This is a genomic window from Streptococcus pseudopneumoniae ATCC BAA-960 = CCUG 49455 (genome assembly GCF_002087075.1).
GTDB classification, from domain to species: Bacteria; Bacillota; Bacilli; order Lactobacillales; family Streptococcaceae; genus Streptococcus; species Streptococcus pseudopneumoniae.
Map to the genome: position 1 here is coordinate 23,142 of NZ_MWSM01000012.1, position 22,712 is coordinate 45,853.

Genomic DNA, 22,712 nt, shown 5'->3' on the forward strand with positions numbered 1-22,712 from the left:
GGAGATGAAAGTGTTTAAAAAAGACCGTTTTTCAATTCGTAAGATTAAGGGAGTTGTAGGTTCTGTATTTCTTGGAAGCCTTTTGATGGCTCCTTCTGTAGTGGACGCAGCCACCTATCACTATGTAGATAAAGAGGTTATTTCACAAGAAGCTAAAGATTTAATTCAGACAGGAAAGCCTGATGGAAATGAACTTGTTTATGGTTTGGTGTATCAAAAAAATCAGCTGCCACAAACAGGGACAGAAGCATCTGTTTTGACAGCTTTTGGTTTGCTGACTGTTGGGAGCTTGCTTTTAATCTACAAGAGAAAGAAAATTGCCAGCGTCTTTCTAGTTGGAGCTATGGGATTGGTAGTCCTTCCTAGTGCAGGAGCTGTAGATCCAGTTGCTACTCTAGCACCGGCTAGTCGAGAGGGTGTTGTTGAAATGGAGGGCTATCGCTATGTTGGTTATCTATCAGGTGACATCCTCAAAACGCTTGGCTTGGACACTGTTTTAGAAGAAGACTCAGCTAAACCTGAAGAGGTAACTGTGGTCGAAGTTGAGAATCCCCAAGTAACAACAAATCAGGAGCAAGCTAAGCCAGAAAACCGAGCAGTAGAGACAGAGGAAGCTCCTAAAACAGAAGAAAATCCAAAGGAAGAACCAAAATCGGAGGTAAAACCTACTGACGAAACCCTTCCTAAAGTAGAAGAGGGGAAAGAAGATTCAGCAGAACCAGCACCAGTCAAATCGGAAAGTCAACCATCAGACAAACCAGCTGAGGAATCAAAAGTTGCAACTCCAGTAGAACAACCAAAAGTCCCAGAACAACCCGTGCAACCTACACAACCTGAGCAACCAAGGATACCAAAAGAATCATCACAACCAGAAGATCCTAAAGAGGATAAGGTATCGGAAGAGACACCGAAACAAGAAGATGCACAGCCAGAAGTAGTAAAAACAAAAGATGAGGCTGCTAATCAACCTGTTGAAGAACCAAAAGTTGAAACGCCTGCTGTAGAAAAACAAACGGAACCAACTGAGGAACCAAAAGTTGAACAAGCAGGTGAACCAGTCGCGCCAAGTGAAGGCGAAAAGGCACCAGTCTCTCCAGAAAAGCAACCAGAAGCTTCTAAAGAAGAGAAGACTGCGGAAGAAATACCGAAACAAGAAGAACAACCAGTAGAAGCTCAAGTTGAACCAGAAAGTCAACCAACAGAAACTTCACCAGCTGCTCAACCAGCAGAACATCAGGACGAAGAAACAAAAGTAGAACAGCCAGCAGTAGAACATAAAACAACTCCTGAAGAAGGTGTGTTAAATGTAATAGAAGTTAAGTCTGAAGTTATAGTAACTAAAGAGCCTGTGCCTTTTAAGACAGTTGAGCAAGATGATGAGAACCTCGCTAAGGGAAAAACAAGGGTTATTCGAGAAGGTGTTGCTGGCGAACGCACTATTTTAACTGAAGTCACTACTACTGATGGTAGACAGTCCAGTAAAGTACTAGAGGATACAATAACAACCAATCCAGTAGATGAAATAAAGGGTGTTGGTACTAAAGAACCAGTTGATAAAAGTGAGTTAAAGAATCAAATTGATAAAGCTAGTTCAGTTTCTCCTACTGATTATTCTACAGCAAGTTACAATGCTCTTGGATCTGTTTTAGAAGCTGCAAAAGGTGTATATGCTTCTGACTCTGTAAAACAACCTGAAGTAGATAGCGAGACAGCTAAACTTAAAGCTGCTATCGACGCTCTTACTGTTGATAAAACAGACTTAAACAAAACTATCGAAGATGCGAAATCAAAAACTAAAGAGCACTACAGTGATGCATCTTGGACAAACCTTCAAAATGTATTAGCCGAAGCGAAAAAAGTTACAAGCAAACCAGAAGCAAAACAAAGCGAAGTTAATCACATTGACGAAAAACTTAAATCCGCTATTGCTGGATTAAATACAGATAAGACTGAACTTGAAAAACAACTGAATCTTGTAAACGAAAAAACTCAAGCTGACCACAGTACTACATCTTGGAACACTCTAGAAGAATCGAAAAATGCCGCTCAAACTGTAAAAGATAAGGCTACCTCTACTCAAGCTCAAATCGACGAAGCTACTAAAAAACTTAAAGCTGCTATTGACGCTCTAAGCGTTGATAAAACAGATTTAAACAAAACTATCTCTGATGCGAAATCAAAAACTAAAGAACACTACAGCGATGCAACTTGGGCAAATCTTCAAACTGTACTAGCTGAAGCTGAAAAAGTTACAAGCAACCCAGCAACAAAACAAAGCGAAGTAAATCACATTGACGAAAAACTGAAATCTGCTATCGCTGGTTTAAATACAGATAAGACTGAACTTGAAAAACAACTTGCTGATGTTAAGTCTAAAACTGCAGCGGACTACAGCACTACATCTTGGAATGCTCTAGAAGAATCGAAAAATGTCGCTCAAACTGTAAAAGACAACAATAAGGCTACTCAAGCTCAAATCGACGAAGCTGCTAAAAAACTGAAAGCGGCTATCACTGATTTAACTACAGATAAGACTGAACTTGAAAAACAACTTGCTGATGCTCAGTCTAAGACTGCTACTGACTACAGTACTGTATCTTGGAGCGCTCTAGAAGAGGCAAAAAATGCCGCTCAAGCTGTAGAAGATAACGCTACTGCTACTCAGGCTCAAATCGATGATGCTGCTAAAAAACTTAAATCTGCTATCGATGCTCTTACTGTTGATAAAACAAAATTACAAGAACAAATAAAAGATGCAGAAATTAAACGAGAAGCTGACTATAGCCCTAATACTTGGAATGAATTTAAAAAAGCTGAAATAAAAGCTAAAGAAATCAATAACCAAACTACTCCACTTCCTAAACAAAGTAAAATAGATGCGACTACTCAAGCTCTTCAAGACGCTATTAAAGCTCTTGCTGTAGATAAAACTGCATTACAGACGGCTATTAACACAGCTAACAGCAAACGTAAAGAAGAATACACTACTCAAACATGGAAATCTTTAGAAGACACTCTTACAGCAGCAAAATCTGTAAATACAGATAAAACTGCTACTCAAAGTAAAGTAGATGAAGCTACTAGAAGATTAGAAGAAGCTATCAAAAACTTAGTTCCATTATCTGCAAAACCAGTATTAACATTTGTAAATACTGATAAGAAAGTATTAGATAAAGAAGTAGTTGCTAAGTATTCTCTAGAAAATCCTACTAAAGCTAAAATCAAATCAATCACAGCTACCCTGAAAAAAGATGGACAAGTTGTTAAGACTGTGAATCTAACAGAAAATAATCTAAATGCGTTATTAGACAATGTAGAATACTTCAAAGAGTATACTCTATCTACTACTATGGTTTATGATAGAGGTAATGGTCAAGAAGAAACTGAAACATTAGAAGATCAACCAATTCAATTAGATCTTAAAAAAGTTGAAATTAAAAATATTAAAGAAACAAGTCTAATAAGTGTTGACGATGAAGGTGTTGAAACTGACTCAAGTTTACTTTCAGAAAAACCAACGAATGTTGCTTCACTTTACCTACGAGTTACAACTCATGACAACAAAGTTACAAGACTTGCTGTTGACAAGATTGAAGAAGTAGAAAAAGACGGAAAAACTTTATATAAAGTTACTGCCAAAGCACCAGACTTAGTTCAACGTAATGCTGATAACACACTTAGCGAAGAGTATGTTCATTACTTTGAAAAACAAAAAGCAAAAGAAGGTAATGTTTACTACAACTTCAATGAGCTTGTAAAAGATATGCAGGACAATCCTACTGGGACCTTTAAGCTCGGTAGTAGTATGAATGCAAGTAACGTTCAACCAGCTGGCAAATCTTATGTAACCAATGCCTTCAAGGGAACATTGGAAAGTACAGAAGGTAATAAATTTGCCATCCATAACATTACGAGACCATTGTTTGGTAATATTGAAGGTGGTACTGTTAAGAATCTCTTACTTGAAGATGTCAACATTGACATGCCTGGATTTAATCGAGTAGCACCAATCGCAGGTGTTATCAAAAATAATTCAACTGTTGAAAATGTTAAAGTAACAGGTAATGTTGTCGGGGGCAACGATGTAGCTGGTATTATCAATAAAATTGATGGTAGTGGTAAGGTAAGTAATGTTGCCTTTATCGGTAAAATTCACGCTGCTGGAAACAAAGGTTGGTACTTAGCAGGTGTTCTAGGTGAAAACTGGAAAGGTATCGTAGAAAAAGCTTACGTTGATGCTGAAATTACTGGTAATAAAGCAAAAGCTGCAGGATTGGTTTATTCTTCTCAAAATGGTGGAAATAACCATACACTAGGTAGAGAAGGTGTTCTCAGAAATTCAGTTGCTAAAGGTTCTATCGAGCTGAAAGAAGCCGTTCAATCAGGTGGCTTGCTTGGTACTAACTGGGCCTTGGGTGCTATTGAAGACAACATCACCATGATGAAAGTCAAAACTGGGGAAATGGTGTTCGGTCACTCGGATATTGATGCTGATGATTACTTCACCTATTCAAGAACAAAACGTAACTTCAGTGTTGAGGGTGTAAGTGAGGGTAATAAATCATACAACAATTCTCGTAAGATTCCTAGCATCTCACAAGAAGAAGCTGACAAGAAGATTGAAGCAATGGGAATCACTGCTGATAAATTCGAAATTGCCCCTCTTGTTGAAGATTCACTTAACAACATCAGGCAAAAAGCTGATACTTATAAAGATACTCAAGATTATGATGCATCTCGTGAACTTGCCTACCGTAATATCGAAAAACTTCAACCGTTCTACAATAAAGAATGGATTGTAAACCAAGGAAATAACTTAGCTGCTGATAGTCATCTTATGACCAAGGAAGTCCTATCAGTTACTGCTATGAAGGGCAATGCCTTTGTAACAGAATTGGCTGATGCTGACCACATTTTGGTGCACTATGCTGATAAGACCAAAGACATCTTTACTGTTTCGCTGAAAGAATCTAATGTCAAACAAGTGAAAGAGTACAGCATTGCTGAACTCGGAGAAGTTGTCTATACGCCTAATATCGTTGACAAAGACCGTAGTGATCTTATCAATGCTATCGTTGAAAAATTAAGCCCAGTTGAGCTACAATCAGATCCTATCTACACACACCTAAATAGAACCGGTCCTAACAAAGTAAATGCGATTAAGAACCTTTACCTCGAAGAAACCTTCAAAGAAGTCAAGGATAATCTGGCGAAATTTGTGAAACAGTTGCTTGAAAATGAAGATCATCAATTAAACACAGATGAATCTGCTAAACGCGCCTTGATCAAGAAGATTGATGACAATAAGGCTGCTGTTCTTCTTGGATTAGCTTACCTAAATCGTTACTACGGTGTTAAATTCGATGACTTTAATATTAAAGAATTAATGCTATTCAAACCTGACTTTTATGGTAAAAATGTTAATGTGTTAGACTTCTTGATTAAGATTGGTTCTAAAGAAAGAAATGTTAAAGGGGATAGAACTTTAGAAGCTTATCGCGAAACTATCGGTGGAGTTATCGGCATAGGCGAGTTAAACAGTTTCTTAGACTATAATATGCGTCTATTCACAGAAGATACGAACCTAAACGATTGGTTCATAAAAGCTACTAAAGATAATGTATATATTGTTGAACCTAAAACTACAACACCTGAATTTGCTGATAAGAAACACAGAGCCTACGAGGGATTAAACAATGACATGCATGGTAAGATGATTTTACCACTTCTTAACCTGAAAGATGCACATATGTTCTTAATCTCAACATATAACACTATGGCTTACAGTTCATTTGAAAAATACGGTAAGAATACTGCAGAAGAACGCGAAGCATTCAAAGCTGAAATCAATAAAGTCGCTAAAGGTCAACAAAATTACCTAGACTTCTGGTCTCGCTTATCATTAGATAAAGTTCGTAATCAACTGCTTAAGAGCAACAACATGGTTCCAACTCCTGTGTTAGATAACCAAAACTATAAAGGAATCAGCACAGATAAATACGGACATACGAATAGTGGTAAAGACGTAGCACCTATCCGTGAATTATACGGACCAACAGGTCGTTACCACGCCACTGATTGGCGTATGGGGGCTGTAGCTCGTATTTACGGTAACCCTTATAAAGATGATTCAGTCTTCTTCATGGTTACTGATATGATTAGTGATTTCGGTATCTCAGCCTTCACTCATGAAACAACTCACGTAAATGACCGTATGGTTTACTTAGGTGGTTCAAGACACCGTGAAGGTACAGATCTTGAAGCATTTGCTCAGGGGATGTTACAAACGCCATCGGTATCAAATCCAAACGGAGAATATGGCGCATTAGGTCTAAACATGGCCTACGAACGTCCAAACGATGGAAACCAATGGTACAACACAAATCCAAATGACCTCACTTCTCGCGCTGAAATCGATCATTACATGAAAGGTTTCAACGATACTCTAATGCTTCTTGACTACCTTGAAGGTGAAGCAGTTCTTGATAAACACAATAAAGACTTAAACAATGCTTGGTTTAAGAAAGTTGCTAAAAAACTACGTAACGCTAATACGAAGAACCAGTATGACGAGGTTCGTGATCTGAATGCAGAAGAAAAAGAATATAACTTGACTTCTGTTAACGATCTAGTAGACAAGAACTTCATGACTAAACACGGTCCTGGTAATGGTACTTATGACCCAACTGGATTTGGCTCTGCCTATGTAACTGTACCAATTACCGCTGGTATCTATGGTGCTAACACAAGTGAAGGAGCTCCAGGAGCAATGTCATTCAAGCATAACACCTTCCGTATGTGGGGTTACTTTGGATATGAAAAAGGCTTCCTAAATTATGCTTCTAACATGCTGAAAAATGAGTCTAAAAAAGCTGGTCATGCTACTCTAGGTGATGATTTTATTATCAAGAAAGTTTCTGATGGTAAATTTAGCAACCTAGAAGATTGGAAGAAAGCTTACTTCGAAGAAGTTGTGGATAAAGCTAAAAAAGGAATTCAATCTATTGAAATTGATAGTACAATATACAATAGTTATGAAGACTTGAAACGTGCATTTGCTGAAGCAGTTGATAAAGATAAGGCGACATTGAAGACAGATAAAGATGGAAATAAATCTGTTTCTATGTCTAATACAGTGACACTTAAAGAAAAACTCTTCAAGAAGCTTCTTCAACAAACAAATAGCTTTAAAACTTCAATCTTTAAATAATCGAAATCTCTCATCTGCTTTGCGGATGAGGGTTTTCTTATTTTATGCTATACTTAAGGTATGCATAGAAAAACAGTGATTGATTTTAGGACTTTAGGAGAGAGATATACCTTTACCAAGCCTATTAGAGAGTTGAAAACGAGAAATGTAGAAGAAGTGGCAGATTTGCTGGCACAAGTGGAAAGCTACCAAGAGCAAGGTTATTATGTGGTGGGCTATGTCAGCTACGAGGCTGCACCTGCTTTTGAGGAAAAATTAGCAGTTCACAAGGATCCCCTACTGGGAGAGTACCTGCTTTATTTTACTGTTCATGATAGCGTAGAAACTTCCCCTATTCCTCTGACTTATGAGGATATTGATTTGCCCTCAAATTGGCAGGAAGTAACGTCTGCAGCAGACTATGAAAAGGCCATTGCCCAAATTCACCATCATTTACGGCAGGGAGATACCTATCAGGTCAACTACACCGTCCAACTTAAGCAAAAGTTAAATGCCAATCCTTTTGCCATCTACAATCGTATGGTGGTAGAGCAGGAGGCGGGCTACAATGCCTATGTGGAACATGACGAGATGGCAGTGATTTCCATGAGCCCAGAGCTCTTTTTTGAGCAAAATGATCGCGAGTTGACAACACGACCAATGAAGGGGACGACTCAGCGTGGGGTAACTGACCAAGAAGATCTTGAACAGGCCAGTTGGTTGGAACAGGATCCCAAAAATCGCTCTGAAAATATGATGATTGTGGACCTCTTGCGCAATGATATGAACCGTATTTCTGAAGTTGGGAGCGAGCACGTGGAGCGTCTGTGTCAGGTAGAGCAGTATTCAACGGTTTGGCAGATGACTTCGACCATCAAGAGTCAGTTGCGAGAGGATGTGGACCTTGTTGAAATCTTCCGCTCACTCTTTCCTTGTGGTTCCATAACGGGTGCACCGAAAATTGCGACAATGGAGATTATCAAGGACTTGGAGCCTCAACCGCGTGGAGTCTACTGTGGAACGATTGGTCTCTTGCTTCCAAATGGACGACGGATTTTTAATGTGGCCATTCGTACCATTCAACTTCACAAAGGTCAAGCCATCTATGGAGTTGGCGGAGGCATTACATGGGATAGCACTTGGGAATCTGAATACCGCGAGGTTCATCAAAAGGCGGCTGTTCTCTATCGTAAACAAGCTCGTTTTCAGCTGATTACGACTGGGAAAATCAGCCAAAAACAACTGCTGTTTGAAGAACAACATCTGGAAAGACTGATAAAAGCTAGTCGATATTTTGCCTTTCCTTTTGACCCAGAAATTTTGAGACAAAAGATTGAAGAAGAGTGTCAGACTTGTGATGCTAATCAAGATTACCGCTTGCGAATCAGCCTTAGCAAATCTGGAGAGATAGAAGTCAATCGTCAAGTATTAACACCCCTTAGTCCACAGTTCTGCCAGGCTAAACTTTGTCTGCAAGAAGCCAATTTGCAACTATCCTTTACCTACTTTAAAACCACTCATAGACCGCATTTGAACCTAGGAGAACAAGAGATCATTTACCACAATAAGTCAGGAGAACTGCTTGAAACCTCTATCGGAAATCTGGTTTTGAAAATCACTGGAAAACTCTACACACCGCCTATCCGGCTTGGAATCTTGCCAGGAATTTACCGTCAGTATTTACTAGAAACAGGACAGGTAGAAGAGAAAGTCTTGACTTTAAAAGACTTAGCCCAAGCTGAGGCTATATATGGCTGTAATGTAGTGAGAGGCTTGTATGAATTAAACCTAGAGGAGAATTAGATGAAACTGATATTTTTGCACGGGTTAGGGCAGTCAGCAGAGTCTTGGAAAGAAGTTCGGAATCTACTGACAGATTATCCTTCTGAGGCTATCGAGTTATTTCCTTCTGGAGTTAGTAACTATCAACAAGCTAAAGAGCGAGTTTATCAGCACCTAGCTCAAGAGACAGAACCTTTTGTTTTGATTGGATTGTCCTTAGGTGCTGCCCTGACACTAGAACTTTCCAGTTACGATTCACCAAATCTTCGAGCTTTGATTCTGTCAGGATGCCCGCTTAAATTAGCAGGGAATATCCTATTTTATCTTCAGTTGCTGATTTTTAAACTACTTCCCAAAAGAGTATTTGAAAAACAGGGAGCAGACAAGACTTTTATAATAGGTATTTCCAAAGAATTGAAGACACTTGACTTAACGGATATAGCAGGGAATTGCCCCTATCCAACCTTACTAATTTGTGGCAGCAAAGATAAACCGAATCTTAGTTCTATGAGAAGTCTTCATAAACTAATATCAGAATCCCAATTTCAGATTATCCCAGACGGCCCTCATGTCTTGAATAAGGAAAAACCAAAGGAGTTTGTAGAAAATACCAGAAGTTTCCTTGAATTGCTGAAATAAGTTTGATAAAATAATAGTGAAATCGATAACATCGTTAGAGGAGAACCAAATGGACAAACGTCTATTTTTAAAAATGAGTCTGGTGACGTTGCCAATTTTAGCCTTGTTCTCACAATCTGTGTTAGCAGAGGAAAACATTCATTTTTCGAGTTGTAAGGAAGCTTGGGCGAATGGATACGCGGATATTCATGAGGGAGAGCCCGGTTATTCTGCCAAGTTATACCGTGATCATGACGGTGTGGCTTGCGAATTAAAAAATGCCCCTAAGGGTGCTTTTAAAGCAAAACAAGAGACTACAACTCAAACTGATACAAGTTCATCAACAACAAGTGGTTGGGTTAAGCAGGACGGTGCTTGGTACTACTTTGATGGAAATGGAAATCCAGTGAAAAATGCTTGGCAGGGAAGCTATTACCTGAAATCAGACGGGAAAATGGCACAGAGTGAATGGATTTATGACTCTTCTTATCAAGCTTGGTATTATTTGAAATCAGATGGTAAGATGGCCAAAAGTGAATGGGTTTATGACTCTTCTTATCAAGCTTGGTATTATTTGACATCAGATGGATCTTATGCTTATAATACATGGCAAGGAAACTATTATTTGAAATCAGATGGTAAAATGGCTAAAGGTGAATGGGTTTATGACTCTTCTTACCAAACTTGGTATTATTTGACATCAGATGGATCTTATGCTTATAATACATGGCAAGGGAATTATTATCTAAAATCAGATGCTAAAATGGCTGTCAATGAATGGGTTGATGGTGGACGTTATTATGTTGGTGCGACTGGTTTGTGGAAAGCTAATTCAAAAGTAAGCAATAAAGGGTCCTATTATAGCCTTCAAGGAAAGTATGATGAAATCATAGTTGCCAATAAACATTATCCTATGTCTAAAGATTACTATCCAGGTGAAAATGCTACTGCAAAAGCAGCCTTTTTAAAACTGATTGCACAGATGCAGAAGGAAGGATACGCTATTAGCGATAATTATAGTGGCTTTAGAAGTTATGCAACTCAAGCACAATTATATCAAAGTTATGTGAACCAAGAGGGCCAGGCTGCTGCGGATCGTTATTCCGCCCGTCCTGGATATAGCGAACATCAGACAGGACTTGCTTTTGATGTGATTGGCACAGATGGTCAATTAGTTGAAGATGCTGGTGCGGCTCAATGGTTATTGGATTATGCACCAGACTATGGTTTTGTTGTTCGCTATCCCCGTGGAAAAGAGAGTGTCACAGGCTATATGCATGAGGAATGGCATTTACGTTACATTGGAAAAGAAGCAAAAGAGATTGCTGCAAGTGGTTTGACACTGGAGGAATATTATGGATTTGATGGTGGAGATTATCTGGATTAAAAATCTATATTAGCTAAATGCAAACCTTTGCATAAATGACTGAAATTTGTTATACTAGTACTGTAAGCATTTTCAATTACTAGACAATGAAAAAGGAGAGTATGATGAGTCAAAAGATTATTGGGATTGACCTTGGTGGAACTTCTATCAAATTTGCAATCTTAACAACAGCAGGAGAAATCCAAGGAAAATGGTCAATCAAGACCAACATTTTGGATGAGGGAAGTCATATCGTTGATGATATGATTGAGTCTATTCAACACCGTTTGGACTTGCTTGGATTGGCAGCAGCGGACTTCCAAGGCATTGGAATGGGATCACCAGGTGTGGTTGACCGTGAAAAAGGGACTGTTATCGGTGCCTACAACTTGAACTGGAAAACCCTTCAACCAATTAAAGAGAAAATTGAAAAAGCCTTGGGTATTCCATTCTTCATCGATAATGATGCCAACGTGGCAGCTCTTGGTGAGCGCTGGATGGGTGCTGGTGATAACCAACCAGATGTTGTCTTTATGACACTTGGTACTGGTGTTGGTGGCGGTATCGTCGCTGAAGGCAAATTGCTTCACGGTGTTGCTGGTGCAGCAGGTGAGCTGGGCCACATTACTGTTGACTTTGACCAACCAATCGCATGTACTTGCGGTAAGAAAGGCTGTCTTGAGACAGTTGCTTCAGCAACAGGGATTGTCAACTTGACTCGTCGTTATGCAGATGAATATGAAGGCGATGCAGCCTTGAAACGATTGATTGATAACGGAGAAGAAGTAACTGCTAAGACAGTCTTTGACCTTGCAAAAGAAGGAGACGACCTTGCTTTGACTGTTTACCGTAACTTCTCACGTTACTTGGGAATCGCTTGTGCTAACATCGGTTCAATTTTGAACCCATCAACAATCGTCATTGGTGGTGGTGTATCAGCTGCAGGAGAATTCCTTCTACAAGGTGTTCAAAAAGTTTACGATGAAAATAGTTTCCCACAAGTACGCACATCCACTAAATTAGCTCTTGCAACTCTAGGAAATGACGCTGGAGTTATTGGAGCAGCATCACTTGTTTTACAATAAGATAAAAAAGGAGAAAATAGCTTTCTAGAAGCGAGTGACTTTCCTCCTTTCTTTTTTTATGCTATACTAGTTAGGACAATAAATGAGGTGAGAGTAAATGACAAAAGCAGATACGATTTTTAAAGAGAATATTGAACGAATCCTCAAAGACGGTGTCTTTTCTGAGCAGGCTCGTCCCAAGTACAAGGATGGGACAGTTGCCAACTCCAAGTATGTAACGGGTGCCTTTGCAGAGTATGACTTGGCCAAGGGGGAATTCCCTGTTATAACTTTACGCCCTATCGCCATCAAATCCGCCATCAAGGAAGTGCTCTGGATTTACCAAGACCAATCTAATAGCTTAGAGGTACTAAATGATAAGTACAATGTTCACTACTGGAATGACTGGGAAGTGGGGAATACAGGAACCATTGGTGAGCGCTATGGTGCTGTTGTTAAGAAACACGACATCATCAATAAGCTTCTCAAGCAGTTGGAAGCCAACCCTTGGAACCGCCGAAACATCATCTCCCTTTGGGATTACCAAGCTTTTGAGGAAACAGACGGCCTTCTTCCGTGCGCCTTTCAGACCATGTTTGATGTCCGCCGTGTAGATGGGGAAATCTATCTGGATGCGACCTTGACGCAACGCTCCAATGATATGCTGGTGGCCCACCACATCAATGCTATGCAGTATGTGGCTTTGCAGATGATGATTGCCAAGCATTTTGGCTGGAAGGTTGGGAAGTTCTTCTACTTTATCAACAACCTTCATATCTATGACAATCAATTTGAACAAGCTCAGGAATTGCTTCGTCGTGAGCCGTCTGACTGCCAACCTCGCTTGGTTTTAAATGTTCCTGATGGGACTAATTTCTTTGATATCAAAGCAGAAGATTTTGAGTTGGTGGATTATGACCCTGTTAAGCCGCAGTTGAAGTTTGACCTAGCCATTTAATACTCTTCGAAAATCTCTTCAAACTACGTCAGCGTCGCTTCATCAACAACCTCAAAACCATGTTTTGAGCTGACTTCGTCAGTTCTATCCACAACCTCAAAGCAGTGCTTTGAGCAATCTGCGGCTAGCTTCCTAGTTTGCTCTTTGATTTTCATTGAGTATAAAAGAATAGAAAAAGAAGTTGAGACAATGAATCCCAACTTCTTTTGTTTCTTAACGTGACACGCGACGGCGAGCTGCTTTTTTACGGTTTTCTTCGATGAAAGCTGCTTTTTGCTCTTCTGGTTCGATTACTTTCTTTTTAAATGCGTATACTGCACCTGCAACGGCAGCAACAGTTCCTGCGACACCTGTTACAAGACCTTTAGCGAATCCTTTAGCCATGAGTCTTCCTCCTTTATCTTCTTAATCAGCCAGCCCCCTCAAGAGGTCACATTTTTCTGACTGACCTTTTTGTGTTATAATAATAGTAACGAAAAAATGGGAATTTTTCAAGGAAAAAAGATGAAAACAAAAATAATTGTGATTGTTGGACCGACTGCTGTTGGAAAAACAGCCCTTGCCATTGAAGTGGCCAAGCGTTTTAATGGCGAAGTGGTTAGCGGTGATAGTCAGCAAGTCTATCGAGGACTTGATATTGGGACGGCTAAGGCTAGTCCAGAAGAGCAGGAAACTGTTCCTCATCATTTAATCGATGTTAGAGAGGTAACCGAGTCTTACTCGGCTTTTGATTTTGTTTCAGAAGCTAAGATGGCTATTGAGGATATTCACAGCCGTAGCAAGCTGGCCATTATCGCTGGTGGGACTGGACTTTATATCCAGAGCTTGCTAGAAGGTTACCACCTAGGTGGGGAGACTCCCCATGAGGAGATTTTGGCCTATCGGGCTAGCTTGGAGCCTTATACAGATGAGGAATTAGCTCATCTGGTGGAGCAAGCAGACCTTAAAATTCCTCAGTTTAATCGTCGTCGTGCGATGCGTGCCTTGGAAATTGCCCATTTTGGTCAGGAATTGGAAAATCAAGAGACCTTGTATGAACCATTGATTATCTGCTTGGATGATGAGCGCAGTCAATTATATGAACGTATCAATCGCCGCGTGGATTTGATGTTTGAGGCTGGGCTTTTGGATGAGGCTAAGTGGCTCTTTGACCATTCCCCTAATGTACAGGCTGCTAAAGGAATTGGCTATAAGGAACTTTTTCCTTACTTCCGTGGAGAGCAGACCTTGGAGGAAGCTAGTGAGAGTCTCAAACAGGCTACTCGTCGTTTTGCCAAGCGTCAGTTGACCTGGTTCCGTAATCGCATGCAGGTCACCTTTTATCAGATTGGAGAAGCTGGTGTGCAAGACCGCATTTTAAGCCAGATAGAGGAGTTTTTAGATGATTGATACGGAGAAAAAAGAGGAGCGAGTCCTGCTCATTGGTGTGGAATTGCAGGGTATGGATAATTTTGACCTCTCCATGGAAGAATTGGCCAGTCTAGCCAAGACAGCTGGTGCTGTCGTAGTCGATAGTTACAGGCAAAAACGTGAAAAGTATGACTCCAAGACTTTCGTTGGCTCTGGTAAGTTAGAAGAGATTGCCCTCATGGTGGATGCCGAAGAAATTACCACTGTCATTGTCAACAACCGTTTGACACCAAGGCAAAATGTCAATCTAGAGGAAGTTCTGGGTGTTAAGGTCATTGACCGTATGCAGTTGATTTTGGATATCTTTGCCATGCGGGCTCGAAGCCACGAAGGCAGGCTCCAAGTTCACCTAGCCCAGCTAAAATATCTCTTGCCCCGCTTGGTTGGTCAGGGAATTATGCTCAGCCGTCAGGCAGGGGGAATTGGTTCCCGTGGACCTGGTGAAAGCCAGCTGGAGCTGAACCGTCGTAGCGTTCGCAACCAAATCACAGACATCGAGCGCCAGCTCAAGGTGGTTGAGAAAAATCGGGCGACTGTCAGAGAAAAACGTTTGGAGTCGAGTACCTTTAAGATTGGGTTGATTGGTTATACCAATGCTGGGAAGTCAACTATCATGAACACCTTGACCAGTAAGACCCAGTATGAGGCTGACGAGCTATTTGCGACTCTGGACGCGACGACTAAGAGTATCCATCTAGGAGGTAATCTACAGGTGACTTTAACTGATACCGTTGGCTTTATCCAAGATTTGCCGACAGAGTTGGTGTCCAGTTTCAAGTCGACCTTGGAAGAAAGCAAGCATGTGGACCTTCTTGTTCATGTTATCGATGCCAGCAATCCTTACCATGAGGAACATGAAAAAACAGTTCTTTCCATCATGAAAGACCTGGACATGGAGGATATTCCTCGCCTGCCCCTTTATAATAAAGCGGATTTGGTGGAGGACTTTACACCTACCCAAACACCTTATGCCCTCATTTCTGCCAAGTCTGAGGATAGTCGTGAGAACTTGCAGGCTTTACTGCTAGAGAAAATCAAGGATATTTTTGAATCTTTTACCCTGCGCGTGCCTTTTTTAAAGTCCTACAAGATTCATGATTTAGAAAGTGTTGCGATTTTGGAAGAGCGTGACTATCAGGAGGACTGCGAAGTCATTAGAGGCTATATTTCTGAGAAAAACAAATGGAGGTTAGAAGAATTTTATGACTGATATTAAAACGTTGGCTCTAAAATATGGGGGCTATACAAGTCTGGACAAGGTCTATCTGGATCAGCTTCTAGCTGGAAAGACAGAGCAGGAGCAGTTGGCTCTTATCACACCTCCTCCAAGTGTAGTCAATGCTTACTTTGCAGAACTCTACCAGAAAAAGAGTCCCCAAGCTGCGACGGATTATTTTGCAGAACTCAGTCAGGAACTGAATCTCTACAATGCTGAACCTAGTTTCACTCTAGAAAATAAGCCTTTTATTCGGCTTAATCTGTCTGGTAAATCCTTTGGTTTTTGTTATGAGAGTGAGGGTCTGGGTCGGATTTTCTCTGAAAATAAAGAGGTTATTTCAGATGACTTGCTCTTTGAAATTGCGCAAATTTTCCCACATCAACTAGTATTTGAAGAGTCAGGTAAAATTTATCTGAAAGCTGTCGGGGACGAGGAAGTTGTTAGCATGGAGAGTCTTACAGCTTTGACTGATTTGGAAAGCTTGGCTGATGGTCGCAAGCGTCTCAAAGGCTACAGCCAAGATGATTTACTGCAAGAAGTTTCTGCTTTTTCTGGCAAGCGCTATTTTCGATCGGAAAACCGCACAGCCATGTTATATATTGATTAATTAGAAAGTATCGAATGGATATTCAATTTTTAGGAACGGGGGCTGGTCAGCCCTCTAAAGCCCGCAACGTCTCCAGTCTCGCCCTGAAACTCTTGGACGAGATTAACGAAGTCTGGCTCTTTGACTGTGGAGAAGGTACGCAAAATCGTATTCTTGAAACCACGATTCGACCACGTAAGGTCAGCAAAATCTTTATCACTCACTTGCATGGAGACCACATTTTTGGCTTGCCAGGTTTCCTTTCTAGCCGTGCTTTTCAGGCCAATGAAGAGCAGACAGATTTGGAAATCTATGGACCTCAAGGCATCAAGTCATTTGTCTTAACCAGCCTTCGTGTGTCAGGTTCGCGTCTGCCTTATCGTATTCATTTTCATGAGTTTGACCAAGATTCTTTAGGAAAAATCCTTGAGACCGATAAATTTACGGTGTATGCAGAAGAGCTGGACCACACTATTTTCTGTGTTGGTTATCGTGTTATCCAAAAGGATCTAGAAGGAACGCTGGATGCTGAAAAACTCAAGGCGGCAGGTGTCCCATTTGGCCCACTTTTTGGGAAAATCAAAAACGGCCAGGATGTAGTTCTCGAAGATGGGACTGAAATCAAGGCAGCTGACTATATCTCAGCTCCCCGTCCAGGTAAGATTATTACCATTCTTGGTGACACCCGCAAAACCAATGCTAGTGTGCGTCTAGCTGTCAATGCCGATGTCCTTGTCCATGAATCGACTTATGGCAAGGGTGATGAAAAAATTGCTCGTAACCATGGCCACTCTACTAACATGCAAGCTGCACAAGTAGCAGTAGAAGCAGGTGCCAAACGCCTCTTGCTCAACCATATCAGTGCCCGTTTCCTCTCAAAAGATATCAGCAAGCTCAAGAAAGATGCTGCTAGCATTTTTGAAAATGTCCATGTGGTCAAAGACTTGGAAGAAGTGGAAATCTAAAAGATTGAGAAAGGATAAGTATGCGTACTATTCTCATTACTGGCGCTAGTGGTGGTCTAGCTCAAGAAATGGTCAAACTTTTACCAGAAGACCAGCTCATCTTGCTTGGTAGAAATAAGGAAAAATTAGCCCAACTCTACGGAAACCATCCCCATGCAGAATTGATTGAAATCGATATTACCGATGATTCAGCCTTAGAAACTCTGGTAACTGACCTCTATCTCCGCTATGGCGAGATTGATGTTTTGATAAACAACGCTGGTTACGGGATTTTTGAGGAATTTGACCAGATTTCTGACCAAGATATTCACCAGATGTTTGAGGTCAATACTTTTGCCCTGATGAACCTGTCTCGACACCTTGCGGCTCGTATGAAAGACAGTCGAAAAGGTCATATCATCAATATTATCAGCATGGCAGGTTTAATCGCTACTGGCAAGTCCAGTCTCTACTCAGCTACCAAGTTTGCGGCCATTGGTTTTTCAAATGCTCTGCGCCTCGAACTCATGTCCTACGGTGTTTATGTAACGACGGTTAATCCAGGACCAATCCGTACAGGATTTTTCGACCAAGCCGACCCAGATGGCACCTATCTCAAATCGGTTGACCGCTTCCTTTTAGAACCAGATGCAGTGGCTAAAAAGATTGTCAAGACTATAGGAAAAAATAAACGGGAACTCAATCTCCCAGTTTTGTTGAACCTAGCCCATAAGTTTTATACCCTTTTTCCCAAGCTAGCTGATAAGTTGGCAGGGGAAACTTTTAATTATAAATAAAAAAGAACCAATGTGCAGGTTGTTGCTAACCTACATATTGGTTCTTATCATTTCTCAACTATCAAACTGGACTTCTTCTAGTAGATAGTCGATAAAGCGTTCGCCCATCTTAGATAGGCTGGTTTTTTCATGCTGGATATAGACCAGCTCAATTGGATCATCAATATCCAGTGGGATAGAAACGATATTGTCTCCGTTGAGGTTGCTGTTCAAAATCCCTGTCGCAATGGTATAACCGTCCAAACCAATCAAGAGATTAAAGAGGGTGGCACGGTCACTAACCACAATGGATTTCTTGTGGTGCTCTTGAGATAGAATCTCTTCAGAGAAGTAGAAGGAATTGTGTGTCCCTTGGTCATAGCTGAGATAAGGGAAGTTTTCCAAATCAGATAGTTTGACCTTGTCTTTCTTTGCCAGAGGATTGGTCTTGCTGACAAAGATATGGGGCTGGGCTGTGAAGAGATGGTGAGCCAGCAGGTGGTTGTCATCCAGCATTTTGGTTAAAACATCACGGTTGTAGCTGTTTAAGAAGAGGACACCGACCTCACTACGGAAGTTCTTGACGTCATCGATAATCTCCCAAGTCCGCGTTTCACGAAGAAAAAGCTCGTATTTTTCCATATCACTTTTCTTGAGTAGAGAGACGAAAGCGTTGACCACAAAGGCATAGTGCTGGGAGGAAACGCTAAAGAGTTCGCGGTGGGCAACAGGATTTTTATAGCGTTCTTCCAGAAGCTGGGTCTGCTCGACAACCTGACGGGCATAAGAGAGGAACTCCATCCCATCACGGGTCAAGGTGATACCCTTGGGATTTCGGATAAAAATCTCAATCCCCATTTCATTTTCCAAGTCTCTCACAGCATTGGAAAGACTCGGTTGGGTGATAAAGAGTTGCTTGGCTGCCTCATTCATGGAGCCAGTTTCGACGATTTTGATAATATAGTGTAATTGTTGAATTCTCATGTTTTTATTGTACCACACTTGTGTCAGAATCGCCAAAGAAGATAGGAAAATCAGGAGTATTGTGTGAGTCTCTTCTTGAAAAAAAGACAAAATTTTGCTAGAATGAGTCTTATGAAAACATTCTATGATGTGCAACAATTCCTCAAACGATTTGGCATTATTGTTTATATGGGAAAACGCTTATATGATATTGAACTGATGAAGTTGGAGCTCTCTCGAATTTACGATGCAGGGTTGATGGACAAATTAGACTATCTAGAAGCAGAAGCGGTTCTTCGCAGAGAGCACAAGGTAGAATTGGATTATATTGAGAAAAATGGAGAAAAGAACTAATGGTTACTTGGATTTTGTGGGCACTTATACTAGCAATGTTGGCATGGATGGGTTTTAACTATCTTCGTATTCGCCGTGCGGCTAAAATTGTAGACAATGAGGAGTTTGAAGCCTTGATTCGTACGGGTCAATTGATTGATTTGCGCGACCCAGCAGAATTCCACAGAAAACATATCCTTGGTGCCCGCAATATTCCTTCAAGTCAGTTGAAGACGAGTCTTGCAGCCCTTCGTAAGGATAAACCTGTCCTTCTCTACGAAAACCAACGTGCGCAACGAGTTACAAATGCAGCCCTTTACTTGAAAAAACAAGGTTTTTCTGAGATTTATATCCTTTCTTATGGTTTGGATTCTTGGAAAGGGAAAGTGAAGACTAGCTAACATTCTGTAAAAATCTGTCGAATGATAGATAAAGCTAGCATTTTATGGTATCATCATTTATATTAATTTTAAGGAGATTTTATAATATGAATTCACAAGAAAAGAAAAAACCTTCACTTATTTTAGGTATCTTATCTATCGTCCTTGGTTTGCTTTCTCCAATAGTGAGTCTGATTTTGGGGATCATAGGATTGGTTTTGGCTTTTTCATACCAAAAAGAATCTGGACTGGACTATAAAACAGAAAAAATTCTCAACATCGTAGGACTTGTAGTTTCTGTTCTTAACTGGATTCTAACAATCGCAGTAGTTTTTAGATAAGCAAAAAAACAAAAAAGCTTTAGTTTTAAAGCTTTTTTTATTTTATCGACTCATCTCTAAATAGTTTTTAATGATTTGTAACTCTTTTTGGTTCAAAGGGAGGTAGTTACCTTCTGCTAAATCTGGGTTCAATGTAAAGTCCCCAAATTGGATTCTCTTGAGGCTAGTCACCTTAACACCAACCGAGAGAAACATTTTCTTGATTTGATGAAATTTTCCTTCTGAAATGGTGATGGAGGCTCGACTGAGGGAAGGACTTGCAGATAGAATTTCTAGTCTTGCAGGTTTACAGACAGTACCATCTAAAAAGACAATTCCCTTTTGAAAGACTTGGATATGGTCAGGTGTTAGAAGTCCATTGACTTCAACTTGATAAGTCTTATCGACATGATATTGGGGATGGAGGAGCTGAAAGCCCAAGGGACCGTTATCGGTCAAGAGGAGGAGTCCCGTTGTATCTCGGTCCAGTCGGCCAACGGCATAGAGCTTGTCAGACTGGATGTCAGATGGAAGCAGGTCCATGACGGTCGGAAGTTCCTTGTCTTTGTTGGCTGTCACGACACCAGCAGGTTTATGAAGCATAAGATAGGTGTGTTCATAGCCTTGAATGATTCGATCCTGAAAAAGGAGTTCTTGTAGTCCTGTATCGATATTTTGAGCTAGGGAGCGGGCTGGGCAACCATCGACTAGAATTTCCCCTCTGAGGAGTGCTTGCTTCATGGCCTTTCGGCTAACTTTTTCTTGGGCTAATAAATTATCTAAACGCATACTGTGCCTATCTTATCATAAGTCGCTTGCTTTGAAAAGGCTTGACGTGAAAAGAAAAGCGGAGTGAAAACATTTACACTTGCTTGAGTTATGTTATTTACTTGAAATTATGGTATAATCGTTCAGTTAGAAAATAAATTTTGAATATTAGAGGAAATCATGACAAAATTAAGAGAAGATATCCGTAACATTGCGATTATCGCCCACGTTGACCACGGTAAAACAACCCTCGTTGACGAATTATTGAAACAATCAGAAACGCTTGATGCACGTACTGAATTGGCTGAGCGTGCTATGGACTCAAACGATATCGAAAAAGAGCGTGGAATTACCATCCTTGCTAAAAATACGGCTGTTGCTTACAACGGAACTCGTATCAACATCATGGACACACCAGGACACGCGGACTTCGGTGGAGAAGTTGAGCGTATCATGAAAATGGTTGACGGTGTTGTCTTGGTCGTAGATGCCTACGAAGGAACCATGCCACAAACTCGTTTCGTATTGAAAAAAGCTTTGGAACAAGACCTTGTCCCAATCGTGGTTGTCAATAAAATCGATAAACCATCAGCTCGTCCAGCAGAAGTAGTGGACGAAGTCTTGGAACTGTTCATCGAGCTTGGTGCAGATGACGACCAGCTTGACTTCCCAGTGGTCTATGCTTCAGCGATCAACGGAACTTCTTCATTGTCAGATGATCCAGCTGACCAAGAAGCTACTATGGCACCAATCTTTGACACAATTATCGACCACATCCCGGCTCCAGTAGATAACTCAGATGAGCCTTTGCAGTTCCAAGTATCACTTTTGGACTACAATGACTTCGTTGGACGTATTGGTATCGGTCGTGTCTTCCGTGGTACTGTTAAAGTTGGGGACCAAGTTACCCTTTCTAAACTTGACGGCACAACTAAAAACTTCCGTGTTACAAAACTCTTCGGTTTCTTTGGTTTGGAACGTCGTGAAATCCAAGAAGCAAAAGCAGGTGACTTGATTGCCGTTTCAGGTATGGAAGACATCTTTGTCGGTGAAACCATTACTCCTACAGACGCAGTTGAAGCTCTTCCAATTCTACACATCGATGAGCCAACTCTTCAAATGACTTTCTTGGTCAACAACTCACCATTTGCTGGTAAAGAAGGTAAATGGGTAACTTCTCGTAAGGTGGAAGAACGCTTGCAGGCAGAATTGCAAACAGACGTTTCCCTTCGTGTTGACCCAACTGATTCACCAGATAAATGGACTGTTTCAGGACGTGGAGAATTGCACTTGTCAATCCTTATCGAAACAATGCGTCGTGAGGGATATGAACTTCAAGTATCTCGTCCAGAAGTTATCGTAAAAGAAATCGACGGTGTTAAATGTGAGCCATTTGAGCGTGTACAAATCGATACTCCAGAAGAATACCAAGGATCTGTTATCCAAAGCCTTTCTGAACGTAAGGGTGAAATGTTGGATATGATTTCAACTGGTAATGGTCAAACTCGTTTGGTCTTCCTTGTTCCAGCGCGTGGTTTGATTGGATACTCAACTGAGTTCTTGTCAATGACTCGTGGTTACGGTATCATGAACCATACCTTTGACCAATACTTGCCATTGATTCCAGGTGAAATTGGTGGTCGTCACCGTGGTGCCCTTGTTTCTATCGATGCTGGTAAGGCTACAACTTACTCTATCATGTCTATCGAAGAACGCGGTACTATCTTTGTCAACCCAGGTACTGAAGTTTACGAAGGAATGATCATCGGTGAAAACTCTCGTGAAAACGACTTGACAGTTAACATCACTAAGGCGAAGCAAATGACCAACGTTCGTTCAGCTACTAAGGACCAAACAGCTGTTATCAAGACTCCTCGTATCTTGACACTTGAAGAGTCTCTTGAGTTCTTGAACGACGATGAGTACATGGAAGTAACGCCTGAGTCTATCCGTTTGCGTAAACAAATCCTTAACAAGGCAGAGCGTGAGAAAGCTAACAAGAAGAAAAAATCAGCTGAATAAGAGCTAGAAAGAGA

The 22,712-nt window shown here is 40.8% G+C and carries 18 protein-coding genes and 2 pseudogenes; 16 read left to right on the top strand and 4 right to left on the bottom strand.

Annotation, left to right across the window (positions count from 1 at the left end):
- The first annotated feature begins 10 nt into the window (after nucleotides 1–10).
- The 7 genes and pseudogenes from B4W83_RS02995 (at nucleotide 11) to B4W83_RS03020 (ending at nucleotide 12,977) form a co-directional block, all read left to right on the top strand.
- Nucleotides 11–7,210, top strand: coding sequence for a ZmpA/ZmpB/ZmpC family metallo-endopeptidase (locus B4W83_RS02995; protein WP_000472959.1), 7,200 nt, complete (start codon nucleotides 11–13; stop codon nucleotides 7,208–7,210).
- 60 nt (nucleotides 7,211–7,270) lie between these two features.
- Nucleotides 7,271–8,992, top strand: a complete 1,722-nt coding sequence (pabB, locus tag B4W83_RS03000; protein WP_000554852.1) for an aminodeoxychorismate synthase component I — start codon at nucleotides 7,271–7,273, stop codon at nucleotides 8,990–8,992.
- Complete coding sequence (locus B4W83_RS03005) at nucleotides 8,993–9,610, top strand: alpha/beta fold hydrolase (protein WP_000766583.1); 618 nt, start codon at nucleotides 8,993–8,995, stop codon at nucleotides 9,608–9,610.
- Nucleotides 9,611–9,659: 49 nt separating this feature from the next.
- Nucleotides 9,660–10,415 (top strand): annotated as a pseudogene (locus tag B4W83_RS13660) (excalibur calcium-binding domain-containing protein); the annotation flags it as partial.
- A gap of 12 nt (nucleotides 10,416–10,427) precedes the next feature.
- Nucleotides 10,428–10,976: pseudogene (ldcB, locus tag B4W83_RS13665) on the top strand (LD-carboxypeptidase LdcB/DacB); the annotation flags it as partial.
- A gap of 104 nt (nucleotides 10,977–11,080) precedes the next feature.
- Complete coding sequence (locus B4W83_RS03015; protein WP_000078575.1) at nucleotides 11,081–12,040, top strand: ROK family glucokinase; 960 nt, start codon at nucleotides 11,081–11,083, stop codon at nucleotides 12,038–12,040.
- A gap of 97 nt (nucleotides 12,041–12,137) precedes the next feature.
- Nucleotides 12,138–12,977 (top strand): thymidylate synthase, encoded by an 840-nt coding sequence (locus tag B4W83_RS03020; RefSeq protein WP_000158620.1) that lies wholly within the window; start codon nucleotides 12,138–12,140, stop codon nucleotides 12,975–12,977.
- Between the two features lie 23 nt (nucleotides 12,978–13,000).
- Here the strand turns inward: B4W83_RS03020 and B4W83_RS12715 are convergent, their stop codons facing one another.
- Complete coding sequence (locus tag B4W83_RS12715) at nucleotides 13,001–13,132, bottom strand: hypothetical protein (RefSeq protein WP_007285088.1); 132 nt, start codon at nucleotides 13,130–13,132, stop codon at nucleotides 13,001–13,003.
- A 58-nt stretch (nucleotides 13,133–13,190) separates the two neighbouring features.
- Nucleotides 13,191–13,361, bottom strand: coding sequence for a DUF3042 family protein (locus tag B4W83_RS03025; protein WP_001051780.1), 171 nt, complete (start codon nucleotides 13,359–13,361; stop codon nucleotides 13,191–13,193).
- 120 nt (nucleotides 13,362–13,481) lie between these two features.
- Between B4W83_RS03025 and miaA the strand changes: the two genes are divergently transcribed.
- Genes miaA through B4W83_RS03050 form a run of 5 tightly spaced genes read left to right on the top strand, consistent with a single transcriptional unit; the run spans nucleotide 13,482 to nucleotide 17,933 of the window.
- Complete coding sequence (miaA, locus tag B4W83_RS03030) at nucleotides 13,482–14,366, top strand: tRNA (adenosine(37)-N6)-dimethylallyltransferase MiaA (protein ID WP_000850209.1); 885 nt, start codon at nucleotides 13,482–13,484, stop codon at nucleotides 14,364–14,366.
- Nucleotides 14,359–15,597 (top strand): GTPase HflX, encoded by a 1,239-nt coding sequence (hflX, locus tag B4W83_RS03035; protein WP_000567352.1) that lies wholly within the window; start codon nucleotides 14,359–14,361, stop codon nucleotides 15,595–15,597. The genes miaA and hflX overlap by 8 nt, the downstream gene beginning before the upstream one ends.
- Nucleotides 15,590–16,213, top strand: coding sequence for a cystathionine beta-lyase (locus B4W83_RS03040; protein WP_000129709.1), 624 nt, complete (start codon nucleotides 15,590–15,592; stop codon nucleotides 16,211–16,213). Before hflX ends, B4W83_RS03040 begins: the two co-directional genes overlap by 8 nt.
- A 14-nt stretch (nucleotides 16,214–16,227) precedes the next feature.
- Nucleotides 16,228–17,157, top strand: a complete 930-nt coding sequence (gene rnz / locus B4W83_RS03045) for a ribonuclease Z (protein ID WP_000354333.1) — start codon at nucleotides 16,228–16,230, stop codon at nucleotides 17,155–17,157.
- Nucleotides 17,158–17,177: 20 nt separating this feature from the next.
- Nucleotides 17,178–17,933, top strand: coding sequence for an SDR family NAD(P)-dependent oxidoreductase (locus tag B4W83_RS03050; protein WP_001259184.1), 756 nt, complete (start codon nucleotides 17,178–17,180; stop codon nucleotides 17,931–17,933).
- A gap of 54 nt (nucleotides 17,934–17,987) precedes the next feature.
- Here B4W83_RS03050 and B4W83_RS03055 read toward each other — a convergent pair whose 3' ends face one another.
- Nucleotides 17,988–18,896, bottom strand: coding sequence for a LysR family transcriptional regulator (locus tag B4W83_RS03055; protein ID WP_001222592.1), 909 nt, complete (start codon nucleotides 18,894–18,896; stop codon nucleotides 17,988–17,990).
- Between the two features lie 63 nt (nucleotides 18,897–18,959).
- Between B4W83_RS03055 and B4W83_RS03060 the strand changes: the two genes are divergently transcribed.
- The 3 genes from B4W83_RS03060 to B4W83_RS03070 all read left to right on the top strand — a co-directional run bounded on the left by B4W83_RS03060 (nucleotide 18,960) and on the right by B4W83_RS03070 (nucleotide 19,929).
- On the top strand, nucleotides 18,960–19,229 hold the full coding sequence (locus B4W83_RS03060; protein ID WP_000051782.1) for a YqgQ family protein: 270 nt from the start codon (nucleotides 18,960–18,962) through the stop codon (nucleotides 19,227–19,229).
- Nucleotides 19,229–19,609 carry a rhodanese-like domain-containing protein gene (locus B4W83_RS03065; protein ID WP_000259256.1) on the top strand — a complete coding sequence of 127 codons (381 nt, stop codon included), beginning with the start codon at nucleotides 19,229–19,231 and terminating at the stop codon, nucleotides 19,607–19,609. The genes B4W83_RS03060 and B4W83_RS03065 overlap by 1 nt, the downstream gene beginning before the upstream one ends.
- 86 nt (nucleotides 19,610–19,695) lie before the next feature.
- Nucleotides 19,696–19,929 (top strand): hypothetical protein, encoded by a 234-nt coding sequence (locus B4W83_RS03070; RefSeq protein WP_001088017.1) that lies wholly within the window; start codon nucleotides 19,696–19,698, stop codon nucleotides 19,927–19,929.
- A 42-nt stretch (nucleotides 19,930–19,971) separates the two neighbouring features.
- On the opposite strand, the gene B4W83_RS03075 is transcribed toward B4W83_RS03070, so the two are convergent.
- On the bottom strand, nucleotides 19,972–20,697 hold the full coding sequence (locus B4W83_RS03075) for a 16S rRNA pseudouridine(516) synthase (RefSeq protein WP_001235041.1): 726 nt from the start codon (nucleotides 20,695–20,697) through the stop codon (nucleotides 19,972–19,974).
- Between the two features lie 159 nt (nucleotides 20,698–20,856).
- On the opposite strand from B4W83_RS03075, the gene typA reads away from it, so the two are divergent.
- Nucleotides 20,857–22,698 carry a translational GTPase TypA gene (gene typA, locus B4W83_RS03080; RefSeq protein WP_000164111.1) on the top strand — a complete coding sequence of 614 codons (1,842 nt, stop codon included), beginning with the start codon at nucleotides 20,857–20,859 and terminating at the stop codon, nucleotides 22,696–22,698.
- Nucleotides 22,699–22,712: the final 14 nt, after the last annotated feature.